The sequence below is a fragment of the Streptomyces mashuensis genome (genome assembly GCF_014654785.1).
Classification (GTDB): domain Bacteria; phylum Actinomycetota; class Actinomycetes; order Streptomycetales; family Streptomycetaceae; genus Streptomyces; species Streptomyces mashuensis.
Genome location: NZ_BNBD01000011.1, coordinates 114,567 through 140,452 on the forward strand (window position 1 = coordinate 114,567; position 25,886 = coordinate 140,452).

Consider the following 25,886-nt stretch of genomic DNA (forward strand, 5'->3'; position numbering starts at 1 on the left):
GGCCGGAACCGACCGACCCCGGACGGTCCCGCAGCATTGACGAGTACACGTCAGAACAGAACGCTGGAATCCCCCCACCCGTCGCACGAGCGGACCCCACGAGGAGGCCGGAATGCGACCCCCCACCACCCCCCGACCCCAGACCCCCCGGAGCACGACCCGGAGAGCACCCCGGAGAACGACCCGCCTGACCGCCGCCGCGGGCGCCGCCGTCGCCGGCGTCCTCACCCTCGCCCTGGCCGCCCCCGCCACCCCCGCCGGCGAGGCGCCGCCGGCCCGGTCGTACGAGGTCACCGGCCCGAGAACCGCCGCGCAGCGCACCGCGCTCGCCGCCACCGGCGCCTCCGTGGACGCCGTCCGCAAGGGCTCCGTCGTCATCACCGCGGATGCCGCGCAGGCCGCGAAGGTCCGCCGGATGGGCTGGACCGTGCGCGAACTGCCCGGCCCGCCGGACCGCAGCGGCGGCCGCAAGGCCGAGCCCTTCGACTTCCCCTCGGACGACGCGAAGTACCACAACTACAAGGAGATGACCGAGGAGATCGACGCCGCCGTCGCCGCCCACCCGGCCCTGATGAGCAAGCAGGTCATCGGGAAGTCGTACGAGGGCCGCGACATCGTCGCCGTAAAGGTCACCGGCACAGGCACGGGCACCGGAGCCGGCACCGGCCGGACCGCGGCGGCGGCCACCAAGCCGGAGGTCCTCTTCACGCACCACCAGCACGCGCGCGAGCACCTCACCGTCGAGATGGCGCTCTACCTGCTCAAGGAGTTCGGCACCCAGTACGGCAAGGACGCGCGCGTCACCAAGCTGCTCGACAGCCGGGTGGTGTGGATCGTGCCCGACCTCAACCCCGACGGCGGCGAGTACGACATCGCGACCGGCACCTACCGCAACTGGCGCAAGAACCGGCAGCCCAACGCCGGCGCGTCGGCCCGCGGCACGGACCTCAACCGCAACTGGAACTACAAGTGGGCCTGCTGCGGCGGCTCCTCCGGCAGCCCCGGCTCGGAGACGTACCGCGGCACGGCCGCCGAGTCGGCCCCCGAGGTGAAGGTGGTCGCGGACTTCGTCCGCAGCCGCGTGGTGAACGGCAAGCAGCAGATCAAGGCCGCCATCGACTTCCACACCTACAGCGAGCTGGTGATGTGGCCGTTCGGCTGGACGTACGCGGACACCGCGCCCGGCATGACGCAGGACGACCACGACGCGTTCGCGACCGTCGGCAAGTCGATGGCCGCCGCCAACGGCTACACCGCCGAGCAGTCGAGCGACCTCTACATCACGGACGGGACGATCGACGACTGGCTGTGGGGCAACCAGAAGATCTTCGCCTACACGTTCGAGATGTACCCGGACGAGAGCGGGGCCGGCGGCGGCTTCTACCCGCCCGACGAGGTGATCGACCGCGAGACGAGCCGCAACCGCGAGTCGGTGCTGCGGCTGCTGGAGAACGCGGACTGCATGTACCGCTCGATCGGCAAGGAGGCGCAGTACTGCCAGTGACGCGACTGCACGTGACACGCCGCCGGCAACGGACGCGCGCTTGTCACGCTTTCATCCCGTCCGTCACAGTTCCGCACGCACCGTTGACCCCGCCTCGGGCCCGGTGTTAGACAGCGGCGGATCGAGCAAGGACCGCACGATCGCACGACCGTACGACGTACGACCCGACGGGAGGCCCCATGGCCGCCACAGCCGACGACGCCCTCGCCCGCCTCGCGCAGGAGCGCGTGGACCACCGCTTCAAGGGGCTGCCGCCGGACGCCGAGGGGCTGACCGTCGGCGAGCTAGCCGCCGAGCGCCGCTCGCTGTTCACCGGCGGCTTCACCACGCCCGTGCTGGCCCTGTCGGCCGAGGCGCTGGACCACAACCTCGGCGCGATGGAGCGCTGGTCGGCCGGGCACGACCTGGCCTTCGCGCCGCACGGCAAGACCTCGATGGCCCCGGCGCTGTTCCGCCGCCAGCTGGACCACGGCGCCTGGGGCATCACCGTCGCCACCGTCCCCCAGCTGCGCGTGTGCCGCGCCTACGGCGTGCCGCGCGTATTCCTCGCCAACCAGGTCGTGGACGAGCCGTCGCTGCGGCTGCTCGCCGCCGAGCTGGCGGCCGACCCGGAGTTCACACTCGTCACGTACGTGGACTCGGTGCGCGGCGTGGAGCTGATGGACGCCGGGCTGCGTGCCGCCGGTGCCACGCGGCCGGTGGACGTGGTGGTCGAGCTGGGCGTCGACGGCGGGCGCACGGGGGTGCGCACGGAGGACGAGGCCGAACGGGTCGCCGGGGCGGTGGTGCGTACGGGCACGCTGCGGCTGGTGGGTGTCGCCGGCTACGAGGGCGAGATCCCGCAGGCCGACGAGGAGCGCGTCGGGGCGTGGCTGCGGCGGCTGACGGGCCTGGCGGTGACGCTCGACAAGGCGGGGCTGTTCGCCGGGCTGGACCGGATCGTGGTGAGCGCGGGCGGCAGCGCCTGGTTCGACGCGGTGGCCGAGTCGTTCGCGGCGCTGCCGGAGCTGTCGGCTCCGGTGCTGAAGATCCTGCGCTCGGGCGCGTACGTGACGCACGACGACGGCCACTACCGCCGCGTCACGCCCTTCAACCGGCACCCGGAGGAGGGCGTGCTGCGGCCGGCGTTCCGGCTGTGGGCGCAGGTGGTGTCGCGGCCGGAACCGGGCCGGGCGTACCTGAACGCGGGCAAGCGCGACGTCTCGTACGACCTGGGGCTGCCGGAGCCGCAGGTGGTGCGGTCGGCACGGGACGGCGCGGTGCGGCCGGCCACGGGCCTGAGCGTGATCAAGCTGGCGGACCAGCACGCCTTCGTCGAGGTCGGCGAGGGCGCGGACGTCGAGGTCGGCGACTGGGTGGGGCTGGGCCTGTCGCACCCGTGCGCGGTGTTCGACCGGTGGCCGATGATCCCGCTGGCGACGGAGGACGGCACGGTCACGGATTACGTGCGGACGTTCTTCTAGCCGGCGTTCTCCGGCCTTCTGGCCGACGTTCTCCGGCCGGCGTTCTGCCGGTCGGCCGGCCGGGTAGGGACCCCGGCGTGGACACGGTCCTGCGTGACGTACGGGTCGCCGACGGCAGCGGCGGCCCGCTCTTCCGTGCGGACGTCGCGCTGGACGGCGGCCGGATCGCGGAGATCCGTCGCGCGGCGGACGGCCCCGGCGGCCCGCGGCCGTCGGGGCGCCGGGTGCTGGACTGTCACGGCCTGGTGCTGGCGCCCGGCTTCGTCGACATGCACGCCCACAGCGACCTGGCGCTGCTGGAGGACCCGGCGCACGTGGCGAAGGTGGCGCAGGGCGTGACGCTGGAGGTGCTCGGCCAGGACGGCCTGTCGTACGCGCCGGCCGACGGCCGGACGCTGCCGGCGCTGCGCACCCAGCTGGCCGGCTGGAACGGGGACGGCGCCGCCCTGGACGGGGAGGCCGGCTGGGCGTCCGTGGGTGCGTACCTGGACCGGCTGAACCACGGCTTCGGCGGCGAGGGCGTCGCGGTGAACGCGGCGTACCTGGTGCCGCACGGCTCGGTGCGGATGCTCGCGGCCGGCTGGGAGGACCGGCCGGCCACGGCGGACGAGCTGGGGCGGATGCGGCGTCTGGTGGCCGAGGGGCTGGAGCAGGGCGCGGTGGGGCTGTCGGCGGGCCTGACGTACGCGCCGGGCATGTACGCCGGCGCGGACGAGCTGACCGCGCTGTGCCGGGTGGTGGCGCACTACGGCGGCTACTTCTGCCCGCACCACCGTTCGTACGGGGCAGGGGCGCTCGCGGCGTACGCGGAGATGACCGGGGTCGCCCGGGCGGCGGGCTGCGCCCTGCATCTGGCGCACGCGACCCTCAACTTCCCGGTGAACCGGGGGCGTGCGCCGGAGTTGCTGGCGCTGCTGGACGCGGCGCTGGCCGACGGTGTGGACCTCTCCCTCGACTCGTACCCCTACACGCCCGGTTGCACGACGCTGGTGGCGCTGCTGCCGGGGTGGGCGGCGGAAGGCGGCCCGGAGGCGGTGCTGGCGCGGCTGCGGGACGAGGTGACGGCGCGCCGGATCGGGCGGGTGCTGGAGGACGGGGGCAGCGACGGCTGCCACGGCGTGCCGGTGGACTGGGACGCGGTGGAGGTGTCGGGCGTGGCGTCGCCGCGTCTGGCGGGGTACGTGGGCGGGTCGGTGGCGCGGTGGGCGCGGGAGCGCGGCGAGGAGCCGTGGGAGACGGCCCGGCGTCTGCTGCTGGAGGACCGGCTGGGCACGGCGGTGCTGCTGCACGTGGGGCACGAGGAGAACGTGCGGGCGGTGATGCGGCACCGGGTGCACATGGGCGGGAGCGACGGCATCCTTCAGGGCGCGAAGCCGCACCCGCGCGCCTACGGAACGTTTCCGCGCTACCTCGGACGGTACGTGCGGGAGCTGGGGGTGCTGTCGCTGGAGGAGTGCGTGGCGCATCTCACGTCGCGTCCCGCGGCCCGGCTGCGGCTGCCGGACCGGGGTCTGGTGCGGCCCGGACACCGTGCCGACCTGGTGCTCTTCGATCCGGAGACGGTGGGCGCGGGCGCCACTTTCGAAGCCCCTGCCCGGCTTCCGTCCGGCATTCCTTATGTCCTGATTGCCGGACGCTTTGCGATGGAAGACGGACGCCGGACGGACGTCCTCGCGGGCCGGTCGGTGCGGCGGACGCCGGTGGCCTGAGCAGGGCCGTCCGGGGGCGCCGGCGGCGGGGCGGGTGCGGCGGGAAACACCGCGCGGGGGCCGGGAGGGACCCGTAGGGTGGCCGTCATGCAGGTGATCCAGTCAACGAAGCTCGCCAACGTCTGCTACGAGATCCGTGGCCCGGTGCTGGAGGAGGCCATGCGGCTGGAGGCGGCGGGTCACCGCATCCTCAAGCTGAACACGGGCAACCCCGCGACCTTCGGCTTCGAGTGCCCGCCGGAGATCCTCGAGGACATGATCCGCAACGTCGGGGACGCGCACGGCTACGGCGACGCCAAGGGCCTGCTGTCCGCGCGGCGGGCGGTGGTGCAGCACTACGAGACCAAGGGCATCGAGCTGTCGGTCGAGGACGTCTACCTCGGCAACGGCGTCTCCGAGCTCATCCAGATGTCGATGCAGGCGCTGCTCGACGACGGCGACGAGGTGCTGGTGCCGGCGCCGGACTACCCGCTGTGGACGGCGTCGGTCTCGCTGGCCGGCGGCACGGCCGTGCACTACCGCTGCGACGAGCAGGCGGACTGGATGCCGGACCTCGCCGACCTGGAGCGGAAGATCACCGACCGCACCAAGGCGCTCGTCATCATCAACCCGAACAACCCCACGGGCGCCGTCTACGACGAGGAGATGGTGCTCGCGCTGACGGAGATCGCCCGTCGGCACAACCTGATCGTCTGCTCGGACGAGATCTACGACAAGATCCTCTACGACGGCGTGACGCACACCCCGACCGCCGCCCTCGCCCCGGACCTGCTGACGCTGACCTTCAACGGCCTGTCGAAGGCGTACCGGGTGGCGGGCTACCGCAGCGGCTGGATGGCGGTGTGCGGGCCGAAGGCGCACGCCGAGAGCTACATCGAGGGCCTGACGATCCTGGCGAACATGCGGCTGTGCGCCAACATGCCGGCGCAGTACGCGGTGGCCACGGCCCTGGGCGGCCGGCAGTCGATCAACGACCTGGTGCTGCCGGGCGGCCGGCTGCTGGAGCAGCGCGACGTGGCGTACGAGCTGCTGACGCAGATCCCGGGCGTGACGTGCGTGAAGCCGAAGGGTGCGCTGTACGCGTTCCCGCGCCTGGACCCCAAGGTCTACCCGGTCAAGGACGACCGGCAGATGGTCCTGGACCTGCTGCGCGCCGAGAAGATCATGGTGGTGCACGGTACGGGCTTCAACTGGCCCGAGCCCGACCACTTCCGCCTGGTCACGCTGCCGAACGCCAAGGACCTGGCCGATGCGGTGACCCGGATCGGGAACTTCCTCGACGGCTACAGCCAAGTTTAGACACTGTCTAAGTTAGGATGGCCTTCAGAAGGACTCAGGAGGCCATCCATGTACGAACCGATCCGCACCAAGTCGGTCCACTCGCACGTGCACGGCAACGGCCCTCACCGCTCCCGCCGGGAAGAGCTGGACATCCGCCTGGCGGGGCACCTGACCGCGCTGCTGACAGTGACGGACGAACTGCGCGCACTCACCCCGTCCGCAGCCCTGGACGGGGCGGCGCGGCGCCTCGCCGACCGGATCGAGCGCATGAGCGGCACCACGCCGCTGCGCGCCGCCCCGACGGCGGGCGACACCACCGCGGCCCGCGTCACGGCCCTGCACCAGCGCGCCCACATGCTGGCGGGCCAGGCCCTGGTGGTGGCCCACAGCGCGGGCGACTCGGCGGGCACGGCCCTGGCGGCCGAACGCCTCCGGGCGCACGCCGAGGCGCTGGGGATCGCGGAGGACGCGGCCTGACACGCCGGACGGGCCGGAGCTCGCGCTCCGGCCCGTCCGGCGTTGCGGTGTCAGCCGAGCCGCTGCACCAGCGCCCGGTACTCGTCCCACAGCTCCTTCGGGGTGTGGTCACCGAAGGTGTTCAGGTGGTCGGGGACCAGTGCGGCCTCCTCGCGCCACACCTCCTCGTCGACCTTCAGCAGCAGGTCGAGGTCGGCGTCGGCGATGTCGAGGCCGTCCAGGTCGAGGGCGTCCTTCGTCGGGAGGATGCCGATCGGCGTCTCCACGCCGTCCGCCTTGCCCTCCAGGCGCTCGACGATCCACTTCAGCACGCGGCTGTTCTCGCCGAAGCCGGGCCAGACGAAGTCACCGGCGTCGTTCTTGCGGAACCAGTTGACGTAGTAGATTTTCGGCAGCCTGGACTGGTCCTTGCCCTGCCCCACCTTGATCCAGTGGCCCATGTAGTCGCCCATGTTGTAGCCGCAGAACGGCAGCATGGCGAACGGGTCGCGGCGCAGCTCGCCGACCTTGCCCTCGGCGGCGGCGGTCTTCTCGGAGGCGACGTTGGCGCCGAGGAAGACGCCGTGCTGCCAGGAGAGGGACTCCGTCACCAGCGGCACGGCCGAGGCGCGGCGGCCGCCGAAGAGGATGGCCGAGATCGGCACACCCTTGGGGTCCTCCCACTCGGGCGCGATGATCGGGCACTGGGCGGCGGGCACGGTGAAGCGGGCGTTGGGGTGGGCGGCGGGGGTGCCGGACTCCGGCGTCCAGTCGTTGCCGCGCCAGTCGGTGAGGTGGGCCGGCTTCTCGTCGGTCATGCCCTCCCACCACACGTCGTTGTCGTCGGTGAGGGCGACGTTGGTGAAGACGGCGTTGCCCCAGAGGGTCTTCATGGCGTTGGCGTTGGTGTTCTCGCCGGTGCCGGGGGCCACACCGAAGAAGCCGGCCTCGGGGTTGATGGCGTAGAGGCGGCCGTCCTCGCCGAAGCGCATCCAGGCGATGTCGTCGCCGATGGTCTCCACGGTCCAGCCGGAGATGGTGGGCTCCAGCATGGCGAGGTTGGTCTTGCCGCAGGCGGAGGGGAAGGCGGCGGCGACGTACTTGGCCTCGCCGTGGGGCGGGGTCAGCTTGAGGATGAGCATGTGCTCGGCGAGCCAGCCCTCGTCGCGGGCCATGACGGAGGCGATGCGCAGGGCGTAGCACTTCTTGCCGAGCAGGGCGTTGCCGCCGTAGCCGGAGCCGTAGGACCAGATCTCGCGGCTCTCGGGGAAGTGCGAGATGTACTTGGTGCTGTTGCAGGGCCACGGCACGTCGGCCTCGCCCTCGGCGAGCGGGGCGCCGAGGGTGTGCACGGCCTTGACGAAGAAGCCGTCGGTGCCGAGCTCGTCGAGCACGGCCTGGCCCATGCGGGTCATGGTGCGCATGGAGACGGCGACGTAGGCGGAGTCGGTGATCTCGACGCCGATGGCGGACAGCGGGGAGCCGAGCGGGCCCATGCAGAAGGGCACGACGTACATCGTGCGGCCGCGCATGGAGCCGCGGAAGACGCCGCCCTTGCCGTCCTTGCCCTGGAAGATCTCCCGCATCTCGGCGGGGGCCTTCCAGTGGTTGGTGGGGCCGGCGTCCTCCTCCTTCTCGGAGCAGATGAACGTGCGGTCCTCGACGCGGGCCACGTCGCTGGGGTCGGAGGCGGCGTAGTAGGAGTTCGGGCGCTTGACCGGGTCGAGTTTCCGGAAGGTGCCCTTGGCGACGAGCTCCTCGCACAGGCGCTCGTACTCGGCCTCGGATCCGTCGCACCAGACCACGCGGTCCGGCTGGGTGAGGGCGGCGATCTCGTCGACCCAGGAGATCAGGGCCTGGTGCCGGGTGGGGACAGGGGGAGCCGCATTGCTGCGCGCCACGATCGCTCCGTTCCGCCGGGCCGCACTGCCCGGCGCCAAATGTTTGAGGGTGGTACGGACCCGTATAACCGGTGAGGGCCGGTTCAGTCCGCATCTGCACATGTATGCCCCTTGGGGGCTGCGACCCAGACGCTTCGTAGCCGCTCATCCGGTGCCGCCCGCACTCATTTGATCATCCGACTCATCATCCGATCTGTCCAGGGGGCACCCCCGTGACCATCGCCACCCGGTACCGACGCGTAACTTACGGTGGCGTAGCTACCATGGCCGCCATGATTCCCGCGCCCGACACCCGGCACCCCGCGCCCTCCCCCGCCCCCGGGGCCGCGACGGCCGCCCCCGACGCCGACGCCCCGTCCCCCGCGCCGCCGCCGGTCAAGCCCCGGCTGCGCGGCTGGCTGCACGCGGGGATGTTCCCCGCCGTGCTGGTCTCGGGGGTCTTCCTCACCGCACTCGCCGACAGCACCCGCGGCCGCGTCGCCTGCGCCGTCTACGTCCTGACGGCCTGCCTGCTCTTCGGCATCAGCGCGCTCTACCACCGCGGCAACTGGAGCCCGCGCGTGACGGCCGTACTGCGCCGCCTCGACCACGCCAACATCTTCCTGATCATCGCGGGCACCTACACCCCGCTGACGATGCTGCTCATCCCGGGCACCCGCGGACAGGTCCTGCTGTGGGCCGTATGGGCGGCGGCCGTGGCCGGCATCGCCTTCCGCGTCTTCTGGGTGGGCGCGCCGCGCTGGCTCTACACCCCCTGCTACATCGCGATGGGCTGGGCCGCCGTCTTCTTCCTGCCCGACTTCCTGCACAAGGGCGGGCCGGCCGTCCTGACGCTGGTGATCGTCGGCGGCCTGCTCTACTCCGTGGGCGGCGTGATCTACGGGATCAAGCGCCCCAACCCGTCACCGCGGTGGTTCGGGTTCCACGAAGTCTTCCACTCCCTCACCCTGGCGGCCTTCGTCACGCACTACGTGGGCATCTCGCTGGTGGCCTATTCGCACGCCTGACGCGCGACCGGCGCGCCGACGACGCACACGTGGCCGTGGCCTGGAGGCCGCGGCCACGCTCCACATCAGGCCCGTGACGCCCGCCACCACCACCGCCAGAACGGCGATCTCCCCCGCCAGCACATATCCCGCGACGCACAGCACCGCGACGACCGCAGCAGCCAAGAGCATGCACAACCCCCTTCGGTCTCACCGACCGTATCCCTTCCCTTGACAGAGGGTGACACACGCCACTGACAGTCAGCATCCCATTAAAGATTCACCGACCCGCCCGGCCGCGGCGTTCCCCGAGAATGTCGGCCATGCCCACCCACCCCACCACCTCCCTGCGCGAGCGGAAGAAGCTCCGGACCCGCCGCGCCATCCTCCGCGCCGCCTACCGGCTGTTCGCGGAGCACGGGTACGACGCCACCCCCGTCGACCGCATCGCCGCCGAGGCCGACGTCTCCACCAGCACCGTCTTCCGCTACTTCCCCACCAAGGAGGACATCGTCCTCACCGACGGCTACGGGGAACTGCTCGCCGAGGCCGTACGGGCCCGGCCCGCCGGCGAACCGGCCGGCGAAGCCGTCCGGCAGGCCGTCCTCGCCACCGTGCGCCACGCCGTCGACCAGGACCTGGCCGAACTCCGCCAGCGCACCCGGCTCGTGCACGAGGTCCCCGCCCTGCGCGGCCGGTCCGCCGAGAGCATGGCCCGCTCCGCCCGCACGCTCTGCGCCGTCCTGGCCGGGCGCACCGGCCACGCCCCCGGCGACCTGGAGCTCCGGGTCGCCGTCGCCGCCGTCCTCGGCGCCCTGCAGGAGGCCGTGATGCTCTGGGTCGAACAGGGCCAGACCGAGGACCTCGTCGGCATCGTCACCCGCACCCTCGACGTCCTGGCCCGCGGCCTGACCCCCTGACCGCCGGGACCTTCCCCGGCGTCACCCCTCCTTGGCCGCACCCAGCCGCGCCGCCAGCTCCTCCGCGTCCGTCACCGGCGCGTCGCACGTGAAGCGCCGGCACACGTACGCCGCCGGACGGCCGTCGGCCGGCGTACGGCCGGCCAGCAGCGGCGTCTCCTCCTCGCCCGCCGGCACCCCCGGCTCGCCCACGCCCACGACCAGGCCCGGCGCCGGCGACAGCAGCGCCGCCCGGTGCAGCGCCCGCGTCGCCGGGTCGCCGGCGGGACCCACCACCGCCACCTCGCGCGGGCCGTCCAGCAGCGCCTCGGCCACCGCCAGCCCCCAGCCCAGGAACCGCGGCACCCGCGGCCCCAGCGCCGTGACGATGCCCAGCGCCTGCTCGGCCGCCTCGCGGTGCCGCGAGCTGCCCGTGTACGCGGCGTACGACAGCAGGGCCCCGGCCGCCGCCGTCCAGCCGGAGGGCGCCGCGTTGTCCGTGGGGTCCTGCGGCCGGCGGATCAGCGCCTCCGCGTCGTCGGCCGTGTCGAACAGCGCGCCGTCCGGACCGGTGAACCGGTCGAGGACCGTGTCCAGCAGCAGCCCGGCGAACTCCACCCACACGCCCTCGCCGGTCACCGCGCACAGCGCGAGGAAGCCCTCGGCGACGTCCGCGTAGTCCTCCAGCACCCCGGCGTGCGCCCCCGCCACCCCGTCCAGCGACGTCCGGCACAGCCGCGCCTCGCCGTCCATGTGGACGCGGACCAGCAGGTCCGCCGCGTCCGTCGCCGCCTGCACCAGGTCCGGGCGGTCGAAGAACGCCCCCGTCTCGGCCAGCGCGGCGATCGCCAGCCCGTTCCAGGCCGCCACGACCTTGTCGTCCCGCCCGGGGTGCGGCCGCCGCTCCCGCGCCGCACGCAGCCGGTCCCGTACGGACGCCAGCCGCGCCGCGTCCACCAGGCGCTCGCTGTCGGGCAGCTGGAGCACCGAGGCACCCGCCTCGAACGTGCCCTCCTCGGTGACCCCGAAGTACTCCGCGGCCAGCGCCGCGTCCTCCTCGCCCAGCGCCTCCCGCAGCCGGCCCGGCGTCCACACGTAGTACGCGCCCTCGGCGTGCTGCCCGCGGCCGTCGTCGCTGTCGGCGTCCAGCGCCGAGGCGAAGCCGCCGTGCGCCGTCCGCAGCTCGCGGACCATGAAGTCCGCCGTCTCCAGCGCCACCCGGCGGGCGAGCTCCGAGCCCGTGACCCGCCACAGGTGGGCGTAGACGCGGCACAGCAGCGCGTTGTCGTAGAGCATCTTCTCGAAGTGCGGCACGGTCCACGACGCGTCCACCGCGTACCGCGCGAAACCGCCGCCCAGCTGGTCGTACATGCCGCCGCGCGCCATCGCCTCGCACGTGGCCGTGACCATCTCCAGGGCCGCCTCCGACCCCGTGCGCACGTGGTGCCGCAGCAGGAACTCCAGCACCATCGACGGCGGGAACTTGGGCGCCCCGCCGAAGCCGCCGTGCAGCGCGTCGAAGTCGCGCGTCAGGCTCAGCAGCGCCGCGTGAAGCTCCTCCGCGCCCGGCGCACGGGGGGTACCGGCCGGCGTGGCGCGCCCCGACAGGTCGCTCACCACACGCCGCGCGACCTCCCCCACTTCGTCGCGCCGCTCCCGCCACGCAGCCGCGACGCCCTCCAGGACCTGACGGAAGCCGGGCAGGCCGTGTCGCGGGCCGGGCGGGAAGTACGTGCCGAAGTAGAACGGCTCGGCGTCCGGCGTGAGGAACACCGTCATCGGCCAGCCGCCCTGGCCGGTGGCCACCTGGACGGCCTCCATGTACACCGCGTCCACGTCGGGTCGCTCCTCGCGGTCGACCTTGACCGCGACGAAGTGCTCGTTGACGACGGCGGCCACGGCCTCGTCCTCGAACGACTCGCTCGCCATGACGTGACACCAGTAAATTATCAGAAGCATAAGTGACAGGACGAATAACCCACACTCAACAGAATGGGCACGTCCCGCCGCTTCGCTTCCGCCATCGCCTCCTCTCCCCATGGCCACCAATCCACTGGGTTGGAGGCGTGCTGGAGTAGGTAGGGCGACTGCTCGTTGGCAAGTCGGTTCACCCCAGCATCGTTGCACGAGGGAGCCTCGCACCCAACCCCAACACGGAGACGCATCGCCAGAAAGTTGATGTGCGATGTAGAGTGAAAGTTGATGCGCGAGGCGACTCGCCCCAATGTACACAACCCGGGCAGCCGGGACGCAAGACCAAGAAGGTGCATGTTGAACATAACCAGAGGGGGAACCTTCGGCGCCGCCGCGGCGCCCGAGGACACCGGGCCGGATGATCTTGAGCTGAGGGGCGTGCCTGCCGGGCTGCCATCCCCTGAAGAGCTGGCCAAGCTCTACCCGGACACTCCCTTCCTCATCGCCTACTCGCGCATCTCGGACGACTGGCGCAAGCACAACAAGAAGAAGGCCGCCACCTCCGCATGGGCCGCCGGGAAGGGCGTCGCCAACCAGCACCGCCGGAACGACAAGAACGCCGCCCGCCATGGCGCGATCATCGTCCACCGCTACACCGACAACGACCTGTCCGCCTCGAAGCGCGACGTGGTCCGCCCGGACTTCCTAGCGATGCAGCGGGACCTACGCCGTGGGTACACGCCGGAGGGCTACCGGGTCGATGGCGTGATCTGCGTCGACCAGGACCGCGTGCAGCGCACGAACCGGGACTGGGAAGACTTCGTGGACGCCCTCACGCTCGACCCGGCGCGCCGCTTCTACACGCCGTCAGGCCCCATGGATCTCACCGAGGAGAGTGAGATCATCAAGACGGGCGTCATGGCGGTGGTCAACAAGGCCGAGTCGCTGAAGAAGAAGCGTCGCATCCGCGACTGGCACCAGGACCGCATCCTTGACGGCCTCCCCCACAGCGGGCCGAGGCCGTTCGGCTGGGACGACGACAGGATTCACCTGCGGCCGGCCGAGGCCGACTTCCTGTTGTGGGCGATCCGCGAGCGCATCAAGGGCAAGGCCGTGAAGACCCTGTGCCTTGAAGCGAAGAAGCGGGGTCTCACGGGGACTCGTGGCGGTGAGATCGTGCCGCAGACGCTCACCCAGATGATGACCGCGCCTCGGGTCTGCGGCTACCGCGCCAACCGGGGAGAGCTGGTCCTGGACGACAACGGCGCGCCGATCGTGGGCATCTGGGAGACGATCGCCACCCCGGAGGAGTGGCGCGCGGTGTGCGCCACCTTCAAGGACGGGAGCACATACCTCGCACGCGGGTCGGGCACGCCCCGCATCACGGGCATCCCGAAGACCATCAAGTACCTGGCTTCGTCACTCCTTCGCTGTCAGCGGGTGCTGGAGGATGAGGTCGGCAACAAGAAGAAGGAACGTGTCTGCAACAACCCGATGGGCGGGAGCAAGACCAACCGGTCGAGGAGGAGCCCGTACAACTACACCTGTCACAAGTGCTCACGGAACGCGATCTCTGGTCCGATGGTCGACAAGCAGATTGAGCTGCTGCTGATGGCCAAGTTGGAGAAGGCCCAGGCGACGTACAAGGCGCCCGAGGTGGTGTGGCCGCTGGAAACCCAGCTCAAGCAGAAGGCCGACAAGTTGGCCAAGCTGGAAGCGCAGTGGGAGGCGGACGAGATCAGCGATGAGATGTTCTATCGGCTGGCCCCCAAGCTGGAGACCGAGGTGAAGAAGCTCCGGCGCGAACGGGCGCGCTTCGAGATGGAGGCTCGGCAGGGGTCAGAGGCTCCGGGGGACATCATGCGGAAATGGAAAAGCGGCGAATACGATCTCGAACAGAAGCGCAAGGTCTTGTTCGAGGTATTCGCCGCCATCCAGGTGGCCCCGGGCGAGAAGGGCAATAAGATGCCGAACCCGAGACGTCTCACGCCTATCTGGAAGTCCTAACAGACCGGGGTGAACTCGACGTCGAGGATCTTCCCCAAGGTTTCCCACTTGTCGTCTCCCCAGTCCGGGGAGGCGGCAAGTTGCGTTTGCACCCACTCATCGATCGCTTGGTCCACAGTGTCTGGCACCCGTGCCGTCTCCAGCGCTGCCGTGCTCACTCGTCACCGTCCTGGTCGTCGGCGACGGCAGTGACCTCGGGGTGCATCTCCTTGGCCCAGTAGTCCGTGGCCATCTCCTGAGCCAGGACGTGCGGGACTCCGGCCGCTATCGCCTCTGTGTAGACGACACCGGTGATCCGGGCCAGGGCGACAACAGCGGTACCCCGCTTCTCGATCAGAGCCTGGTTCATCTCCGTCTCGATGCCAGAGATCAGCTCGTCAAACCCATCAGCGTTGGACAATTCATTCCTTAGTGCTTGCTTGCTTCGAGGTCGAGGACGCTGCCCCAGCTCCGTTCGCCGATCTCGGCGTCAACGGGGACGAGGAGGCCCTTGACCGTCATTTCCATGATCCGGGCCGTCTTCTCGGCCAACTCCGCTGCCTGCTCCCGGGGGAAGCTGAAGACCAGCTCGTCGTGGATTGGAAGGCGGACGTACTCGGTGTATCCGGCCCGGTCGAGTTCGATCAGGGCTCGGGCCGTGATGTCACGGCTGGTCGACTGGATGAAGTAGTTGAGCGCCGCGTACACGCGGTCGCGGTCCACGGGGAGGCGCCGGCCCGTACCGGTGTAGATGAAGCCGGTGCGCCGCGCTTCGCGCTGAAGGCGGTCGGCCAGGCGCTTGACCCCCGGGTAGGTCTCCCAGAACGCCTTGACGGCCTTCTTGGCTTCGGCCTCCGCGACGCCGTACTGCTCGACAATTGCCTTCCAGCCGCCGCCGAAACAGACGGTGAAGTTGGTGCCCTTACCGGCCTTACGGTCAACGCCTGCGGCGTCGGCAGTGATCTGGTGCAGATCCAGGCCGCGGTGGAAGGCGTCCAGCATCGTCGGGTCGCCGCTGAAGGCGGCCAGCACCCGCAGCTCCATGTTCCCGTAGTCGGATGACACGGTGACGTGGCCGGGCTCCGCGAGGAAGCAGTGCCGCACGTACGAGTCCCCGGCCGGGAGCGTCTGCGCTGGCACCGCGCCCGTGATGCTCATACGAGCGGTTCGGGCCTGGCAACTGTTGATGCTGGCGTGGACGCGCCCCTCAGGGTCCTGGCCGCCGAGAGCCCTGTCGAACCAGGTGGCTTTCCACTTTTTCGCCTTCTTGGCCTGGATGATGGCCTCGGTCAGCGGGATGCCGATCGAGGTCAGCACCTCGTCATCGACGCATACGTTTCCCTTCTTCGTCTTCTTCGTGAGCTTGACGCCACGCTGCTGGAGAGCGGCGATGATCTGCGCGTTTGCGTTGACGTTGTCGACGCCTTCGCGCCGGGCGACCTCTTCCCATCTCTCCTGCTGGCGGGCCAGTTCGGCGGCCTTGGCCTCCGCGTACTGGCGGTCGAGGAGATACCCGGTCCGCTCGATCTTGGCTGTGATGTGCGCGAGCCGGTGCTCCCAGGAGACGAGGCCCCGCTGCCAACTACGAACCGGCACCTTCGACTTGAGGACCTTGTACAGGCGGAAGGCGAGGATCGGGTCCATGCCCGCGTACAGCAGGTAGCCGTGATGGTCGATCGGGACGAGCGGCCAAACCTCATCCTTCTTGACCTTCAGCTCCTTGGCGATGGCCGCCATGGAGCCCTTCACCTCGGCGGCGATGGCCTCGCATATGTAGTGCCGGGTCAGCTCTTCGAGCTTGAGGCCGGGTCCGCTCTCCTTGACGGCCCGAGGGTCGACAAGGTGGGCGAATAGCTTGGTGTCCCAGCTCTTGGGGGCTAGCTCCTCCATGGGGATGCCGAGGCACTGCTGTGCCACGTGCAGGTCGTAGGTGCCGTTGTGGGCAATGAGCCGGTGCGCCGTCCTGAGCGCCCAGCGGACCGCGTTGCGGAACGCGCGGCCCTTCTCGACGGGGACGACGAACGACTCGTGCGCGTTGCCGAACTGCCAGAGACGGGCCCGGAAGGTGCCGACCCCGGCGTTCCACCAGTCCAGGCCCGTTGTCTCGGAGTCGTGTGCAAGGAGGTCCTGGTTGGCCAGGATGAAGGACTCAAAGTCGGGAAGGTCGTCCTCGGCTTCAACGACGTGAATGCGAACCGCCTGACCCTTGATCGGGTATTCAAGGCTCCGCAATTCGACACCTACTCTCTATTGGCTTCGATATACGCAATGGCGGCGCGAAGGTGATCGACATTGTCGCGAAAATTGCCGATCCCCCAATTGTGATGCTTACACAGACTCCCCCGGACCTTTCCGCTGCGATGACAGTGGTCCAGGTGCATACCACCCTGCTCGTATGCACCGCATATGGCACATGGACGAGACACTATCTCCCGGTACCGCTCAAGACTGATGCCGTAGCAATGCTTGATCCTCGCTCGCGATCGAGCTTCAGGATTAGCTTTTTGCCACCCCGCTATCTGGGACTTCCAGGCAATGGATCTGCATTCCTCAGTACAGTATTTACGGTTGAAAGCGGCCTCCTTACCACAGTCAGCCCTATGGCAGATCCTCGCACCGCCGCTAGCCCTTAGCCTCCGCCGGACCTTCGAGCACTCCTCGCAATACCGCTTCACGGGCCCTCTGGACCCGAATGCCACCGCACCCTTTGCGCATTGTTCACAGGTGTACCGATATTCCACGCCATCCCCCAGGGGGTCGACGATCTCGCCGACCCCCATCGCACATCAACTTTTTGGGTAGAGTTAATTCATTACTTCGCCCGGAAGGAGCCGTCCTTCTGCCGCCAGAGCGGCGGGCACTGCTCGGACTTGTCGAGGCCCCGGCCGCCACAGAAGTAGGCGGCCCAGCTCCCGCCGTCCTTGAAGTTCCTCTGCCCGTGGTCACAGGTGTAGTCGCTGCCGTTCGTGTTCGAGGCGACGACCTTGCCGTTCTCGAACCGCTTGGGTGCGGCGCCAGCCCCGCCCTTGTACTGCTCGCGGGTGTACTGGGCGAACTTGGCGTTGTACTCGATCAGCCCCTTCTCCTTCATGGCGGTCAGCAGCTCGACGCCGCGGGTTGCCGTCTCGATGGCGGTGTGGCCGTAGACGGCCGGGGTCAGCCACTCGGCACCGTAGTCCGGGCCTGCCTTCACCGTGAGGCCGATCTTGAAGGGTGCGGGCGTGGTGGGGGCGGGAGTGGTCATGGGCTTTTCCTTAGGGGTGTCGGTTTCGGTGAGGTTGGGCTCGTCCCAGGGGGACTTGTCGGCGAACGGGTCGTCATACGACACAGCGGGTTCCCTTCGCTGCCGGGGCGTGGCTGAGCATGTCCAGCAGGCTGGTGAGGTCGAGCGGGTGGAGATTGAGTTCGGTGAGGTCGCCGTCAGCGTCCCGGTAGCCGATGTAGGTGGGGGTGCTGGCCGTGTCGTCGTAGGTGACCTCCAGCCGGACGAACGTCCCTGCGGCGAGGTCTCGCCTGTACGTTTTCGTCGTTTCGATCACACGGAGTTCCTTCGGGTGCGCAGGGTGCGGTTCATCTGCTGGGCGAGGGCGACTGCGGCCCGCGTGAGGGCTTGGCGGTCGGCCTGGTCGGGGACGGGGAGGCCGTAGACGTGGCGCCGCATGAGGAGCTGCTGATACCGCTCGGGCAGCTTCTTCATGGAGGCCGCAGCGTCGATGCGTGCCGAGACGACGTTGTCGGTGACACGGGCCTGTAGAAGGTCGTCCTTCTTCCCGACCATCTGGCTCAGCTCGTCGTCGGTGTAGAGGAAGGTCCGCAATGCGGCCTTGGCCTCGTCGGGGGTGTAGTAGTACGCGTCGTCCAGGAGGTCGCGGTAGTTGCGCTCCTTGCTGGCGTACTGGGTGCCGGCCTTCTGGAAGATCTTCCAGAGGAAGTCTTCGTTGGCGTAGTGAGCTTCGATGGTCGGCCGGTGTGCGTAGGCGTGAAGCAGGATCTCCTGCTTCACATCGTCCTGTTCAACGATGCTCCATTTCTGCGCGATGCTGTAGGCCACTCGATCCGCCAGGGCCGAGAGGTAGGCCCAGTCAAGGACGACCGGTTCAGGCAACCTTCGCTCCCTTCGTCGGGCTGACGAAGCGGCCCTGGTTGTTGCGCTGGATGGCCCCGTACCGGATGCCGTCCACCACGAACGAGCCGTCGCGCTCGACGTACACCGGTACCGGCACCGCGGAGTACTTGCCGACGAGCAGCCGTCCCCAGCCCTTTTGCCAGTTCGCCACGCCTTGGGACAGGTACTCCGCCTTCGACTCGTCCATGAGGTGCCCGACCTCGAAGCCGAAGAGCGTGCGCCGGTGCCGCCCAACGCCAACCGTCTCGGGCGAGACCGCGTTCTTGTGGGTGTGTCCCATGACGACGGACCGGTCCAGCTTCTTCACCTTCGACGCCGCTGTCCTGCCCGGGATCTGGTTCAGTCCCCGTAGCTCGTGGCCGTGCATGGCGACCCATCCGGGCGCGACTTCGGAGAACGGCGGCAAGACCTCGATGTCCAACTCGTCGAAGCCCAAGAGCACATCGATGTCGAAGGCTCGGCTGGCGGCGAGGGCCGGCGCGTACTTGAGCAGGTAGTCACGGGGGCGGGAGTCGTGGTTTCCGATGACGAACTTGATCGGCCCGCTGTAGCCCTCGCGCAGCTCGGCCAGGAGGGCCTTGCCGCCTTCGGACTCCCGGAAGACGTCGTTCTCGAACTCGGCCCTGCTGCCCTTGGACCAACGGCTGGGAGCGGCGTAGTTCATGAAGTCGCCGATGATCAGTACCTCGGCGGGCTGCCGCTCTCCGATGTAGCCCCACAGGTTCCGCACCGCCCGTGCGTCGTGAAGCGGGTACTGCACGTCCGAGACGATGGCTATTTCCTTGACGCTCACACAGCTCCCTTCTCACGGCGGGTGATTTCGTATTCGATGGCCCTCACGGCCTCTTTCAGCTCTTGCGTTGATTCGTCTTCGTACTCCGCCAGCCAGAGACTCTTCATCGCAGCTCCGATGCAGAAGGAGACCTCCTTGATGGCCGTGGGGAAGTCGTCGGTTTGTGTCACATCGGTCCTTTGCGTAGCGAGGTCGTTCGCAGGCTGGTAGAGGTAGACGGTTCTGGGCCTTCCGATCCCTGAGTCTTCTCTGACGGTCGTGATCCCGGGAAGGGACTTGACCACGGATGCGGTAGCCCTGACGTAGGGAAGAAGCTGACGGGCTGTAGCCCTTCCGCCGTGCAGCACAATCCGTTCTCTTACCTTGCCCAGCAGGTGATCGAGGTCGGTTTCTCGTATGCAGTTGCAGGGGTACGAGGAACAGCAGTCGCTCACTTCGAGCCGTCCTCAGTCCGTTCGATCTCGATCTCGACGTAGCGGATCGCCTTTCGAAGGTCCTCTACCGGGTCACCCTTCAGGCCGGCGCGCCAGATGTACTTGATGGCGTTACCCAGAGGGAAGTTCATGTGTTTGGTGATCTCGATGCACTCGATTCCGCTCGGGTGGTTGGTGTAGTGCGCTGGGTGTTCGACGGCGGGCCGGTGCGTGGGGTTTGTGCTTGAGGTGGTCAAGGCGGCCTTCACGACTTCCTGTGCTTTGTAGGTGTCGATGCCGAGGGCCAGGCCCTTCGTCTCGTCGAGGAGGCGCCGGCCCGGGTTGGACTCCGCGGCGGGTATCAGCTCGTCGTCTGTGAAGCAGAGTGCGCCGCCGTTGCGGAGCTGCACGTCGTTCGGGTACGGCTGGCCCTCGTGGACGGCTTGGACAACCCCGCGTTTGTCCTCGTAGAGCCAGCTCGCCATCTGTCCAGATCCGGCGACGACGATCACTTCGTCGCCGACGTTGAAGCGCGCCATCAGAGACCCAGCCTTTCTCGGAACTTCGCGGGACCGAACTCGTGGATGAACCTGGCGGCGTCGTAGCCGTCGCCCAGGTCGACGGCCTTGGCGTTGGGCAAGCGCTCGCAGACCTTGGCGGAGAAGCGGCGGCCGGCGTCGTCTCCGTCGCCCAGAACGAAGACGATTTCGAAGCCCGCGAACGCCGGGTCGAAGTGATCCCGCCAGCTCGACACCCCCGGGGTGCCCACAGCAGGAACGTCGGCTCCTTCGACCGCAGCGCCGTCCAACTCCCCCTCGTTCAGAGCGATGTATGGCTTGCTGGTGAGCAGGGCGGCCGTGTTGAAGAGGCGGGGCGGATGGCCGGGCAGCCCCATGTACTTGCCGTGGCCCTCGTGCTTCTCCTGGTGGGGCGGCAGGTATGAACCGTCCGGTGCCCTTACGCACGCATCGGCGATGCAGCGGAAGCGGATGGTGGCCACGGCGTGGATGCCCCCGGCGGGGCGCCAGTAGGGGATGGCCAGGCGGCCACGGTGCAGTTCATGCCCTACGGCTGGCTCCGAAACGTAGCCGAGGCGGAGCTTCGCTACGCTGCCGAGGCCGCGGTGCGCCATGTAGCGTTCCGCCGGGCTGCCCTGGTAGTTGGTCGCGTAGCGCTTGGCCGCCGTGACCAAATCGGCTTTCTGCGAGTCGTGCAGCTTCGACAAACCCCGCCTTCTCCTGTCGCATGATGATGTCGATCGAGTCCAAGGACAGGTCGCAGGCGAAGCAGTGGACCTTGTTCTTGGCGTAGTTGATGCTTGCCGAGGGCGTCCGCTCGGCGTGGAAGGGGCACAGGCATCTACTCCAGGCGCCGACGCGCGTCGGGCTCTGCGGGGGCCGCCACTCCGGGAAGTAGTGGGCGAGGACCGTGGCGATGGGTGGCCTAGCGGCTTTCTGCGCGCTCATCCTTGCCTCGCGATTCAACTTTTTGGGTATTGACCGGGAATTCGTACTTGCGGTAGGCCGCCTCCAGGAAGGCTTTGTCGCCTCGCCACTCGCGGTACGTGGCGATGGGCTTGCCGTAGCTCTTCGGTGTCACTTGTCCTTGCCTTGGTAGAAGCGCCGGCCTATGAGGCGGGGGGCGGGCGGGTCATCGAGGTACTGAGCCGCCGCGCGGAGCACGGTTGGCCGGTCTCTGGCCGCTGTGAGCAGCCTGCCGTTGCACATGCGGCATAGCAGCCCTCGAACGAGTTGGGTTTTGTGGCAGTGGTCGACGGAGAGGCGCTGACGCCGGGTTCCGCCGCAGATGGCGCAGCAGCCGCCCTGGAGGCGGAACAGGGTGTCGTACTCGCCGGGGCCCAGGCCGTAGGTGGAACGGACACGGGCCTCATGGCTGGCGGTGCTCCGTGCGGTCTTCTTGCACGTCCCGCAGATCCTGCCGCGCGGCGTGAAGAACCTCTCGGCCCGGTTCCTTTCGCAGCGCGAGCAGCGCCGGAAGCCTTTGCGGGGGCCCGTCACGCGGCCTTCCGGAGAGTGCGCTCAAGGCGCATGAGCCGTCCGGCCTGGTCGCAATCCGCCGCGTAGGCGCACAGCGTGTCGTCGGCCATGACCTTGACGAGCTGGCGTCCGCCTCGTCCGCGCCGGGTGACGACCACCTGCAACTGGCCCCGGCCGCGGAGTTCGTGGGCGAGCTGGCGCACGCTGCCGGTGGTGACCGTGTCGCCGAGTTCGACCAGCAGGGCCACCGGTTCGGTGAGCTTGGTGCGTTCGTCTGCGTCAAGCGGGAAGCGCTCGGCGAGGTTGCCGGACAGGTCCATGGAGATGCTGAAGCCCTTGGGGCGTCGGCCATGCTGGCGGTTGCGGGTGGTGATCACTGCTTCCCTTTCACGTAGAGCCCGATGCACGCCCATCGCACATCAACTTTGTGGTGCTGCTTCAGAAGGCCGTGGCGACGGCGACGTCCTCCAGGCGCATGTTGCTCGTGTTGAAGCTGAAGGAGGCGTAGGTCTCACCACTGCTGTCTTCGAAGCCCTCGCGGTTCTTCACGGGGCTGATATGCAAGGTGCGGCCGTCCATGCCGTCGATCTCCTTATGGATGGTCAGAATGAGGGCCGGAACCCTGCTGATCTTTCCCTTGAGGCCGGACTGCGGAATCGGTTTGAGCCCGTCCGCGTAGTCGCCGATGACGTGGTGCATGGCCATGACGTGTGCATGCGTTTCGCGGGCGAGTTCGTTGAGGTAGTCGCAGAGCCCTTCCAACGAGAAGGTGAACTCGTCGGCATTGGCGGCGCCGCCCGCATCGATATTGGTGATGTTGTCCACGACGACGAGGTGCGGGTAGACGTTGAAGACCTCCCAGTACGCCTCAAGGTGCAGCTCAATCTCGGCCGGCGTGGGCCTTGCGGAGTAGTTGAATCGCTGCCACCAGCGCTCTGCCAGCACGTCGTTGTACTCCTCGAAGTCGTCAGCGTGCAGTTTGGCCTTGATGCTCTTGGCGTCATCGCCCGTCAGGATGGCCGTAGCCCTGGAGAGCTGCGTTGCCGCGGTTGAGTCCGCCGAGAAGTAGAGGGTCGGCACGTTGCTGCGGACGGCCAGATTGAGGGCGGCCACAGACTTCCCCGTGCCGCCAGCGGCGGCGACAACGGACAGCTCCCCCCTGCGGAAGTCCGCCCCGAGTTCGGTCAGCCCCTTAAAAGGGGACCTGATCGGCTCACCGGCTGCACCCTTCATGCGTACGGACTGACTAAGTGAATACACCCGAACTCCTCTTTCCTTCTGTCTTCAGAGTAGTTGAATTCGCCTCGCGCATCAACTTATTGCTTAAATGAACAGGCGTGGGAAACGTCACAGAAGCGGCAGGAGAAGCCAGGGCTGGCGGGAAAGTCGCCGCGCTTCACGCCAGCGTCCATGGCGGCGTACCGCTCTCCCACTGCCTCTTCCGTTACCTTGTCCAGCGCAACGGGCCTCGACAGGCGGCCGGTCTTCGCGAGGTACCAGTCCGCCTTGTTGACCTCCACGCCGTAGAGCTTGCGTACGGCGACACCGTAGGTCTCAAGCTGGAACTTGCTCTTCATGGAGCCGGTCTTCCAGTCCCTCGGGCGCACCGTGCCGTCCGCGTCCTGCACGAGCTGGTCAATGAAGCCCCGCACTCGGACGCCGCCCAACTCGACCATGAAGTACTGCTCGACAGCGGGCGTGCCGTCGGGGGTGCGGTAGGTCTCGGTGGGGTTGGCGGCTGCCCATTCCACGTACCGGCCCGTCTGCTGCTGGCCGAGTACGTAGCGCCTCTCGATGTCCTCCCCGCCGGTGCCGGTGGCTGAGAGCCAGAGGTCGGTGTTCGGCTCTTTGTCGAGGCTCTTGTTCACCAGGGCGCTGTACCGCTCGGAGAAGAGCGTCACTACCTCGTCTGCGCCCATGGCCCGGCCGGACAGCTCGAAGGCTTCTGCGGCGCTGTGGAAGGCGGTCCCGTGGTGACTCCACGCCGCCGGCCTCGGCGTCACCTTCTCGACGCGCTGGAGGTAGAAGCGGTGAGCGCACTTCTCGTACTGCTCGGTCTGGGACACCGAGCGTGGCTGGGTCTCGATGCTCAACGGGCAACCTCCGGGTGGATGACGTACATGGTGGACTTGGCGCTGCCGGGAAAGAACATGTTGGGGTAGGGCATGTGGACGACCTCGATTGCGCCGTCCCGCCACTGCTTGATGCCTTCCTCCCGGAAGGTGGTGTCGACGTCCTTCTCGCAGTCGTCTGTGGCCTGGTCGCTCACCACGAGGTGGTAGTACGTGATGCCAATGGCGACGATCTTGCACACCATGGCGCCGACACTGACCAACAGATAACTAGGCACCTCTTTGATCGGCGCATCTTCGATGGCCTTCAGGAGGCTTTCAACCAAATGCGGCTTGGCAGGGGCCAGGGCGCAGGACAAAGCCATGCGGTCGATTCTCCTTGTCGCATGACTCGGGGGTACAGCTCACGGCGCCTTCCCCCCCGAGGCGGTCTCACATGAACACGTCCGATGACGAGCCCGGCGCAACGGTGTGCGCCGGGCTCTGAGCGTCAGTGCCCCATGGCGGCGCCGCCGTCGACCGGCACGACGGCGCCCGTGATGTAGGCGGCGGCGTCGGACGCCAGGAAGTGGACGGCTGCGGCAATCTCTTCGGGCTGCGCGAGCCTGCGCAGCGGGATCTGCTCAACCATGGCGGCCGTACGCTCCTCGGGCAGAGCCGCAGCCATCGCCGTGTCGGTCAGGCCCGGAGCGACGACGTTGCAGGTGATGTTCCGTGAGCCAAGCTCGCGTGCCAGCGAGCGCGTGAATCCGACGAGACCGGCCTTGGAGGCGGCGTAGTTGCTCTGGCCGGCCTCACCGCGCAGGGCGACGGCCGAGGAGATGGCGATGATGCGGCCGGAACGGCGCCTGAGCATGCCGCGGCTGGCGCGCTTCGCGACGCGGAAGGTGCCCATCAGGTTGGCGTCGAGGACCGCCATGAAGTCCTCCTCCGACATCCGCATGAGGAGCTGGTCCCGGGTCACCCCGGCGTTGGCGACCAGGACCTCCACGGGCCCGTGCTGCGCTTCCACCGCTGCAAAGGCGGCGTCCACCTGGGCCGGGTCCGTGACATCGCACTGCACGCCGAGGAGGCCGGCGGGTGCTTCACCAGAGCGGTAGGTGACGGCGACCTTGTCGCCCGACGCCTCGAAAGCTCGGGCTATGGCAAGGCCAATGCCTCGGTTCCCACCAGTAACGAAGACGGATCGGCTCACGGGATTCCCCTCACTCAATACCACGGGAAGTCAGGCCCGTGGCGTACGTCGTTCCGTGGCAGATCCGGAAGCAGGTCCTCCGCCACCCCTTCACTATGCACTCTTTACCGTCTCTTAGGATGGAAGTTACCGGTTCCATAGAACCGATCGATTCCTGGAACTACCGCGTTCCACTTGTGGTCGGGAATTCAACAACCATCAAATGTGTCCTACGTCACAAGATCAATGGGAACCGATAGTTGCCTGAGGCACCGTCACCTTTGGTGGCCTTAGTGACTCCAACCGAAGATCGAATAGCGAAAATCTGATGTGCCACCAGAAAAATGAATTGACCCGCCTTCTCCGCGCCTGGCGGCGGCGCGTAGACCCCAATGAGGTGCCGGGCTTCACCGCCCGGTACGGCCGCCGCCGCAAGCACGGCCTGACACAGCCTGAGGTGGCAGATCTCGTCGGTGTGAGCCTTCGCTGGTACAGCATGCTGGAGACGGGCAAGGCGGCGCCCTACTCGAACGACTTCCTGGAACGGGTTTGCCGCATCCTGCTCCTGGACGACGACGAGCGGCACGCGCTCTACGTCTACGCCGTCCACCGCGAACCGGCACCACGCCCCCGCCCCGACACGAGCAGCATCGACCCCTACCTGGCGGACTACGTCAGGCAGCACGAGATGCCGGCCTACATCTCCGATCTGGCGTGGGACCTGCGCATCTACAACCACGCGGCACTGAAGCAGTGGCGATGGATGGCCTACGGGATCAACATCATGATCTGGGTACTCACCTACCCCGAGGCGCGGATGCAGCTCATCGACTGGGAAAACGCATGGGCAAAGCCGATGGCCGCCCAGCTCCGCATGGCCGCCAACAAGAACCCGGACCACCAGCGGCTCGCCGAAGTCGTCCGCGAGATCCGCGAGAGTGATGAGGACGCGCGCCGCATCTACGACGAGGACGTCACCTCGTACACGCACCCCGACGGCTCCCACCGGCGCATCTACCTGCCGCACCACCACGACCGGGAGTTCGAGGTCGTCTGGCTCGGCTTCACGCCGCTGCGCGACCCCACGATGCGCTTCATCGTCTCGGTTCCCGCCGACAGCCAGCCCACGGGCCTTCCGCCCGCCCTCTAAGGACTGACGTGCGGCGCACCGCAGACCCTGACAGAGAAGGGCCGCCGCTTACCGCGGCGGCC

At 68.4% G+C, this 25,886-nt stretch carries 27 protein-coding genes and 2 pseudogenes; 9 read left to right on the forward strand and 20 right to left on the reverse strand.

Features of this window, described 5'->3' with window-relative positions; all coding sequences use genetic code 11:
* Positions 1–112: 112 nt before the first annotated feature.
* From IE305_RS23890 to IE305_RS23910, 5 genes are all read left to right on the forward strand, one after another.
* The gene (locus IE305_RS23890) at positions 113–1,504 is read left to right on the forward strand and encodes a M14 family metallopeptidase (RefSeq protein ID WP_190131781.1); all 1,392 of its coding nucleotides are present in this window, start codon (positions 113–115) and stop codon (positions 1,502–1,504) included.
* A 179-nt stretch (positions 1,505–1,683) separates the two neighbouring features.
* Positions 1,684–2,967 (forward strand): alanine racemase, encoded by a 1,284-nt coding sequence (locus IE305_RS23895; RefSeq protein ID WP_190131782.1) that lies wholly within the window; start codon positions 1,684–1,686, stop codon positions 2,965–2,967.
* Between the two features lie 77 nt (positions 2,968–3,044).
* Positions 3,045–4,676 (forward strand): N-acyl-D-amino-acid deacylase family protein, encoded by a 1,632-nt coding sequence (locus IE305_RS23900; protein WP_190131783.1) that lies wholly within the window; start codon positions 3,045–3,047, stop codon positions 4,674–4,676.
* 87 nt (positions 4,677–4,763) lie between these two features.
* Positions 4,764–5,975 (forward strand): pyridoxal phosphate-dependent aminotransferase, encoded by a 1,212-nt coding sequence (locus tag IE305_RS23905; RefSeq protein ID WP_190131784.1) that lies wholly within the window; start codon positions 4,764–4,766, stop codon positions 5,973–5,975.
* Positions 5,976–6,023: 48 nt separating this feature from the next.
* A complete protein-coding gene (locus IE305_RS23910; RefSeq protein ID WP_190131785.1) occupies positions 6,024–6,434 on the forward strand; it encodes an SCO4983 family protein in 411 nt (136 codons plus the stop codon).
* Positions 6,435–6,484: 50 nt separating this feature from the next.
* Here the strand turns inward: IE305_RS23910 and IE305_RS23915 are convergent, their stop codons facing one another.
* Positions 6,485–8,314 carry a phosphoenolpyruvate carboxykinase (GTP) gene (locus IE305_RS23915; protein WP_190131786.1) on the reverse strand — a complete coding sequence of 610 codons (1,830 nt, stop codon included), beginning with the start codon at positions 8,312–8,314 and terminating at the stop codon, positions 6,485–6,487.
* 272 nt (positions 8,315–8,586) lie between these two features.
* On the opposite strand from IE305_RS23915, the gene trhA reads away from it, so the two are divergent.
* Complete coding sequence (gene trhA / locus IE305_RS23920; RefSeq protein WP_190131787.1) at positions 8,587–9,321, forward strand: PAQR family membrane homeostasis protein TrhA; 735 nt, start codon at positions 8,587–8,589, stop codon at positions 9,319–9,321.
* Between the two features lie 302 nt (positions 9,322–9,623).
* Positions 9,624–10,220, forward strand: coding sequence for a TetR/AcrR family transcriptional regulator (locus IE305_RS23925; protein WP_229891437.1), 597 nt, complete (start codon positions 9,624–9,626; stop codon positions 10,218–10,220).
* 21 nt (positions 10,221–10,241) lie between these two features.
* Here IE305_RS23925 and IE305_RS23930 read toward each other — a convergent pair.
* A pseudogene (locus IE305_RS23930) lies at positions 10,242–12,364 on the reverse strand (thioredoxin domain-containing protein).
* A gap of 103 nt (positions 12,365–12,467) precedes the next feature.
* Between IE305_RS23930 and IE305_RS23935 the strand changes: the two are divergent.
* Positions 12,468–14,120, forward strand: coding sequence for a recombinase family protein (locus tag IE305_RS23935; protein WP_190131789.1), 1,653 nt, complete (start codon positions 12,468–12,470; stop codon positions 14,118–14,120).
* A 154-nt stretch (positions 14,121–14,274) separates the two neighbouring features.
* Here the strand turns inward: IE305_RS23935 and IE305_RS23940 are convergent, their stop codons facing one another.
* From IE305_RS23940 to fabG, 18 genes and pseudogenes are all read right to left on the reverse strand, one after another.
* A complete protein-coding gene (locus IE305_RS23940) occupies positions 14,275–14,520 on the reverse strand; it encodes a hypothetical protein (protein WP_190131790.1) in 246 nt (81 codons plus the stop codon).
* 8 nt (positions 14,521–14,528) lie between these two features.
* Positions 14,529–16,331: a DNA polymerase gene (locus IE305_RS23945; RefSeq protein ID WP_190131791.1), complete on the reverse strand. Its 1,803-nt coding sequence runs from the start codon at positions 16,329–16,331 to the stop codon at positions 14,529–14,531.
* An 8-nt stretch (positions 16,332–16,339) separates the two neighbouring features.
* Complete coding sequence (locus IE305_RS33835; RefSeq protein WP_190131792.1) at positions 16,340–16,879, reverse strand: endonuclease domain-containing protein; 540 nt, start codon at positions 16,877–16,879, stop codon at positions 16,340–16,342.
* A 32-nt stretch (positions 16,880–16,911) separates the two neighbouring features.
* Complete coding sequence (locus IE305_RS23955; RefSeq protein ID WP_190131793.1) at positions 16,912–17,427, reverse strand: D29-gp49 family protein; 516 nt, start codon at positions 17,425–17,427, stop codon at positions 16,912–16,914.
* Positions 17,417–17,638 (reverse strand): hypothetical protein, encoded by a 222-nt coding sequence (locus IE305_RS23960; protein WP_190131794.1) that lies wholly within the window; start codon positions 17,636–17,638, stop codon positions 17,417–17,419. Before IE305_RS23960 ends, IE305_RS23955 begins: the two co-directional genes overlap by 11 nt.
* Positions 17,635–18,204: a hypothetical protein gene (locus IE305_RS23965; RefSeq protein ID WP_190131795.1), complete on the reverse strand. Its 570-nt coding sequence runs from the start codon at positions 18,202–18,204 to the stop codon at positions 17,635–17,637. Before IE305_RS23965 ends, IE305_RS23960 begins: the two co-directional genes overlap by 4 nt.
* Positions 18,197–19,018 carry a metallophosphoesterase family protein gene (locus IE305_RS23970; protein ID WP_190131796.1) on the reverse strand — a complete coding sequence of 274 codons (822 nt, stop codon included), beginning with the start codon at positions 19,016–19,018 and terminating at the stop codon, positions 18,197–18,199. Before IE305_RS23970 ends, IE305_RS23965 begins: the two co-directional genes overlap by 8 nt.
* Entirely contained in the window at positions 19,015–19,452 is a 438-nt protein-coding gene (locus tag IE305_RS23975) for a hypothetical protein (protein ID WP_190131797.1), read from the reverse strand. Before IE305_RS23975 ends, IE305_RS23970 begins: the two co-directional genes overlap by 4 nt.
* Positions 19,449–19,970, reverse strand: a complete 522-nt coding sequence (locus tag IE305_RS23980) for a DUF3310 domain-containing protein (protein ID WP_229891438.1) — start codon at positions 19,968–19,970, stop codon at positions 19,449–19,451. The genes IE305_RS23975 and IE305_RS23980 overlap by 4 nt, the downstream gene beginning before the upstream one ends.
* Positions 19,970–20,656 carry a toprim domain-containing protein gene (locus IE305_RS23985; protein ID WP_229891440.1) on the reverse strand — a complete coding sequence of 229 codons (687 nt, stop codon included), beginning with the start codon at positions 20,654–20,656 and terminating at the stop codon, positions 19,970–19,972. Before IE305_RS23985 ends, IE305_RS23980 begins: the two co-directional genes overlap by 1 nt.
* 22 nt (positions 20,657–20,678) lie before the next feature.
* Positions 20,679–20,897 (reverse strand): annotated as a pseudogene (locus IE305_RS33840) (CHC2 zinc finger domain-containing protein); the annotation flags it as partial.
* Entirely contained in the window at positions 20,875–21,030 is a 156-nt protein-coding gene (locus IE305_RS23995) for a hypothetical protein (protein ID WP_190131799.1), read from the reverse strand. The pseudogene IE305_RS33840 and the gene IE305_RS23995, both read right to left, overlap by 23 nt.
* Entirely contained in the window at positions 21,027–21,449 is a 423-nt protein-coding gene (locus tag IE305_RS24000) for an endonuclease domain-containing protein (RefSeq protein WP_229891442.1), read from the reverse strand. Before IE305_RS24000 ends, IE305_RS23995 begins: the two co-directional genes overlap by 4 nt.
* Positions 21,446–21,805 carry a hypothetical protein gene (locus IE305_RS24005; protein ID WP_190131800.1) on the reverse strand — a complete coding sequence of 120 codons (360 nt, stop codon included), beginning with the start codon at positions 21,803–21,805 and terminating at the stop codon, positions 21,446–21,448. The genes IE305_RS24000 and IE305_RS24005 overlap by 4 nt, the downstream gene beginning before the upstream one ends.
* Positions 21,806–21,866: 61 nt before the next feature.
* Positions 21,867–22,661 carry an AAA family ATPase gene (locus tag IE305_RS24010; RefSeq protein ID WP_229891444.1) on the reverse strand — a complete coding sequence of 265 codons (795 nt, stop codon included), beginning with the start codon at positions 22,659–22,661 and terminating at the stop codon, positions 21,867–21,869.
* A gap of 83 nt (positions 22,662–22,744) precedes the next feature.
* On the reverse strand, positions 22,745–23,521 hold the full coding sequence (locus tag IE305_RS24015) for a RecB family exonuclease (protein WP_229891446.1): 777 nt from the start codon (positions 23,519–23,521) through the stop codon (positions 22,745–22,747).
* On the reverse strand, positions 23,518–23,865 hold the full coding sequence (locus tag IE305_RS24020) for a hypothetical protein (RefSeq protein WP_190131802.1): 348 nt from the start codon (positions 23,863–23,865) through the stop codon (positions 23,518–23,520). The genes IE305_RS24015 and IE305_RS24020 overlap by 4 nt, the downstream gene beginning before the upstream one ends.
* Before the next feature lie 125 nt (positions 23,866–23,990).
* Positions 23,991–24,695, reverse strand: a complete 705-nt coding sequence (gene fabG, locus IE305_RS24025) for a 3-oxoacyl-ACP reductase FabG (protein ID WP_190131803.1) — start codon at positions 24,693–24,695, stop codon at positions 23,991–23,993.
* A gap of 307 nt (positions 24,696–25,002) precedes the next feature.
* Here fabG and IE305_RS24030 point away from each other — a divergent pair, with 307 nt between their 5' ends.
* Entirely contained in the window at positions 25,003–25,824 is an 822-nt protein-coding gene (locus tag IE305_RS24030) for an MmyB family transcriptional regulator (protein ID WP_229891448.1), read from the forward strand.
* Positions 25,825–25,886: the final 62 nt, after the last annotated feature.

Excerpts from the sequence above, each read along its gene's own strand:
- IE305_RS23890 (WP_190131781.1), top strand. The coding sequence starts at position 113 with ATGCGACCCCCCACCACCCCCCGACCCCAGACCCCCCGGAGCACGACC.
- IE305_RS23895 (WP_190131782.1), top strand. The coding sequence starts at position 1,684 with ATGGCCGCCACAGCCGACGACGCCCTCGCCCGCCTCGCGCAGGAGCGC.
- IE305_RS23905 (WP_190131784.1), top strand. The coding sequence starts at position 4,764 with ATGCAGGTGATCCAGTCAACGAAGCTCGCCAACGTCTGCTACGAGATC.
- IE305_RS23910 (WP_190131785.1), top strand. The coding sequence starts at position 6,024 with ATGTACGAACCGATCCGCACCAAGTCGGTCCACTCGCACGTGCACGGC.
- trhA (WP_190131787.1), top strand. The coding sequence starts at position 8,587 with ATGATTCCCGCGCCCGACACCCGGCACCCCGCGCCCTCCCCCGCCCCC.
- IE305_RS23925 (WP_229891437.1), top strand. The coding sequence starts at position 9,624 with ATGCCCACCCACCCCACCACCTCCCTGCGCGAGCGGAAGAAGCTCCGG.
- IE305_RS23935 (WP_190131789.1), top strand. The coding sequence starts at position 12,468 with ATGTTGAACATAACCAGAGGGGGAACCTTCGGCGCCGCCGCGGCGCCC.
- IE305_RS33835 (WP_190131792.1), bottom strand. The coding sequence starts at position 16,879 with ATGGGGGTCGGCGAGATCGTCGACCCCCTGGGGGATGGCGTGGAATAT.
- IE305_RS23980 (WP_229891438.1), bottom strand. The coding sequence starts at position 19,970 with ATGGCGCGCTTCAACGTCGGCGACGAAGTGATCGTCGTCGCCGGATCT.
- IE305_RS24010 (WP_229891444.1), bottom strand. The coding sequence starts at position 22,661 with ATGAAGGGTGCAGCCGGTGAGCCGATCAGGTCCCCTTTTAAGGGGCTG.
- IE305_RS24020 (WP_190131802.1), bottom strand. The coding sequence starts at position 23,865 with ATGGCTTTGTCCTGCGCCCTGGCCCCTGCCAAGCCGCATTTGGTTGAA.
- IE305_RS24030 (WP_229891448.1), top strand. The coding sequence starts at position 25,003 with ATGTGCCACCAGAAAAATGAATTGACCCGCCTTCTCCGCGCCTGGCGG.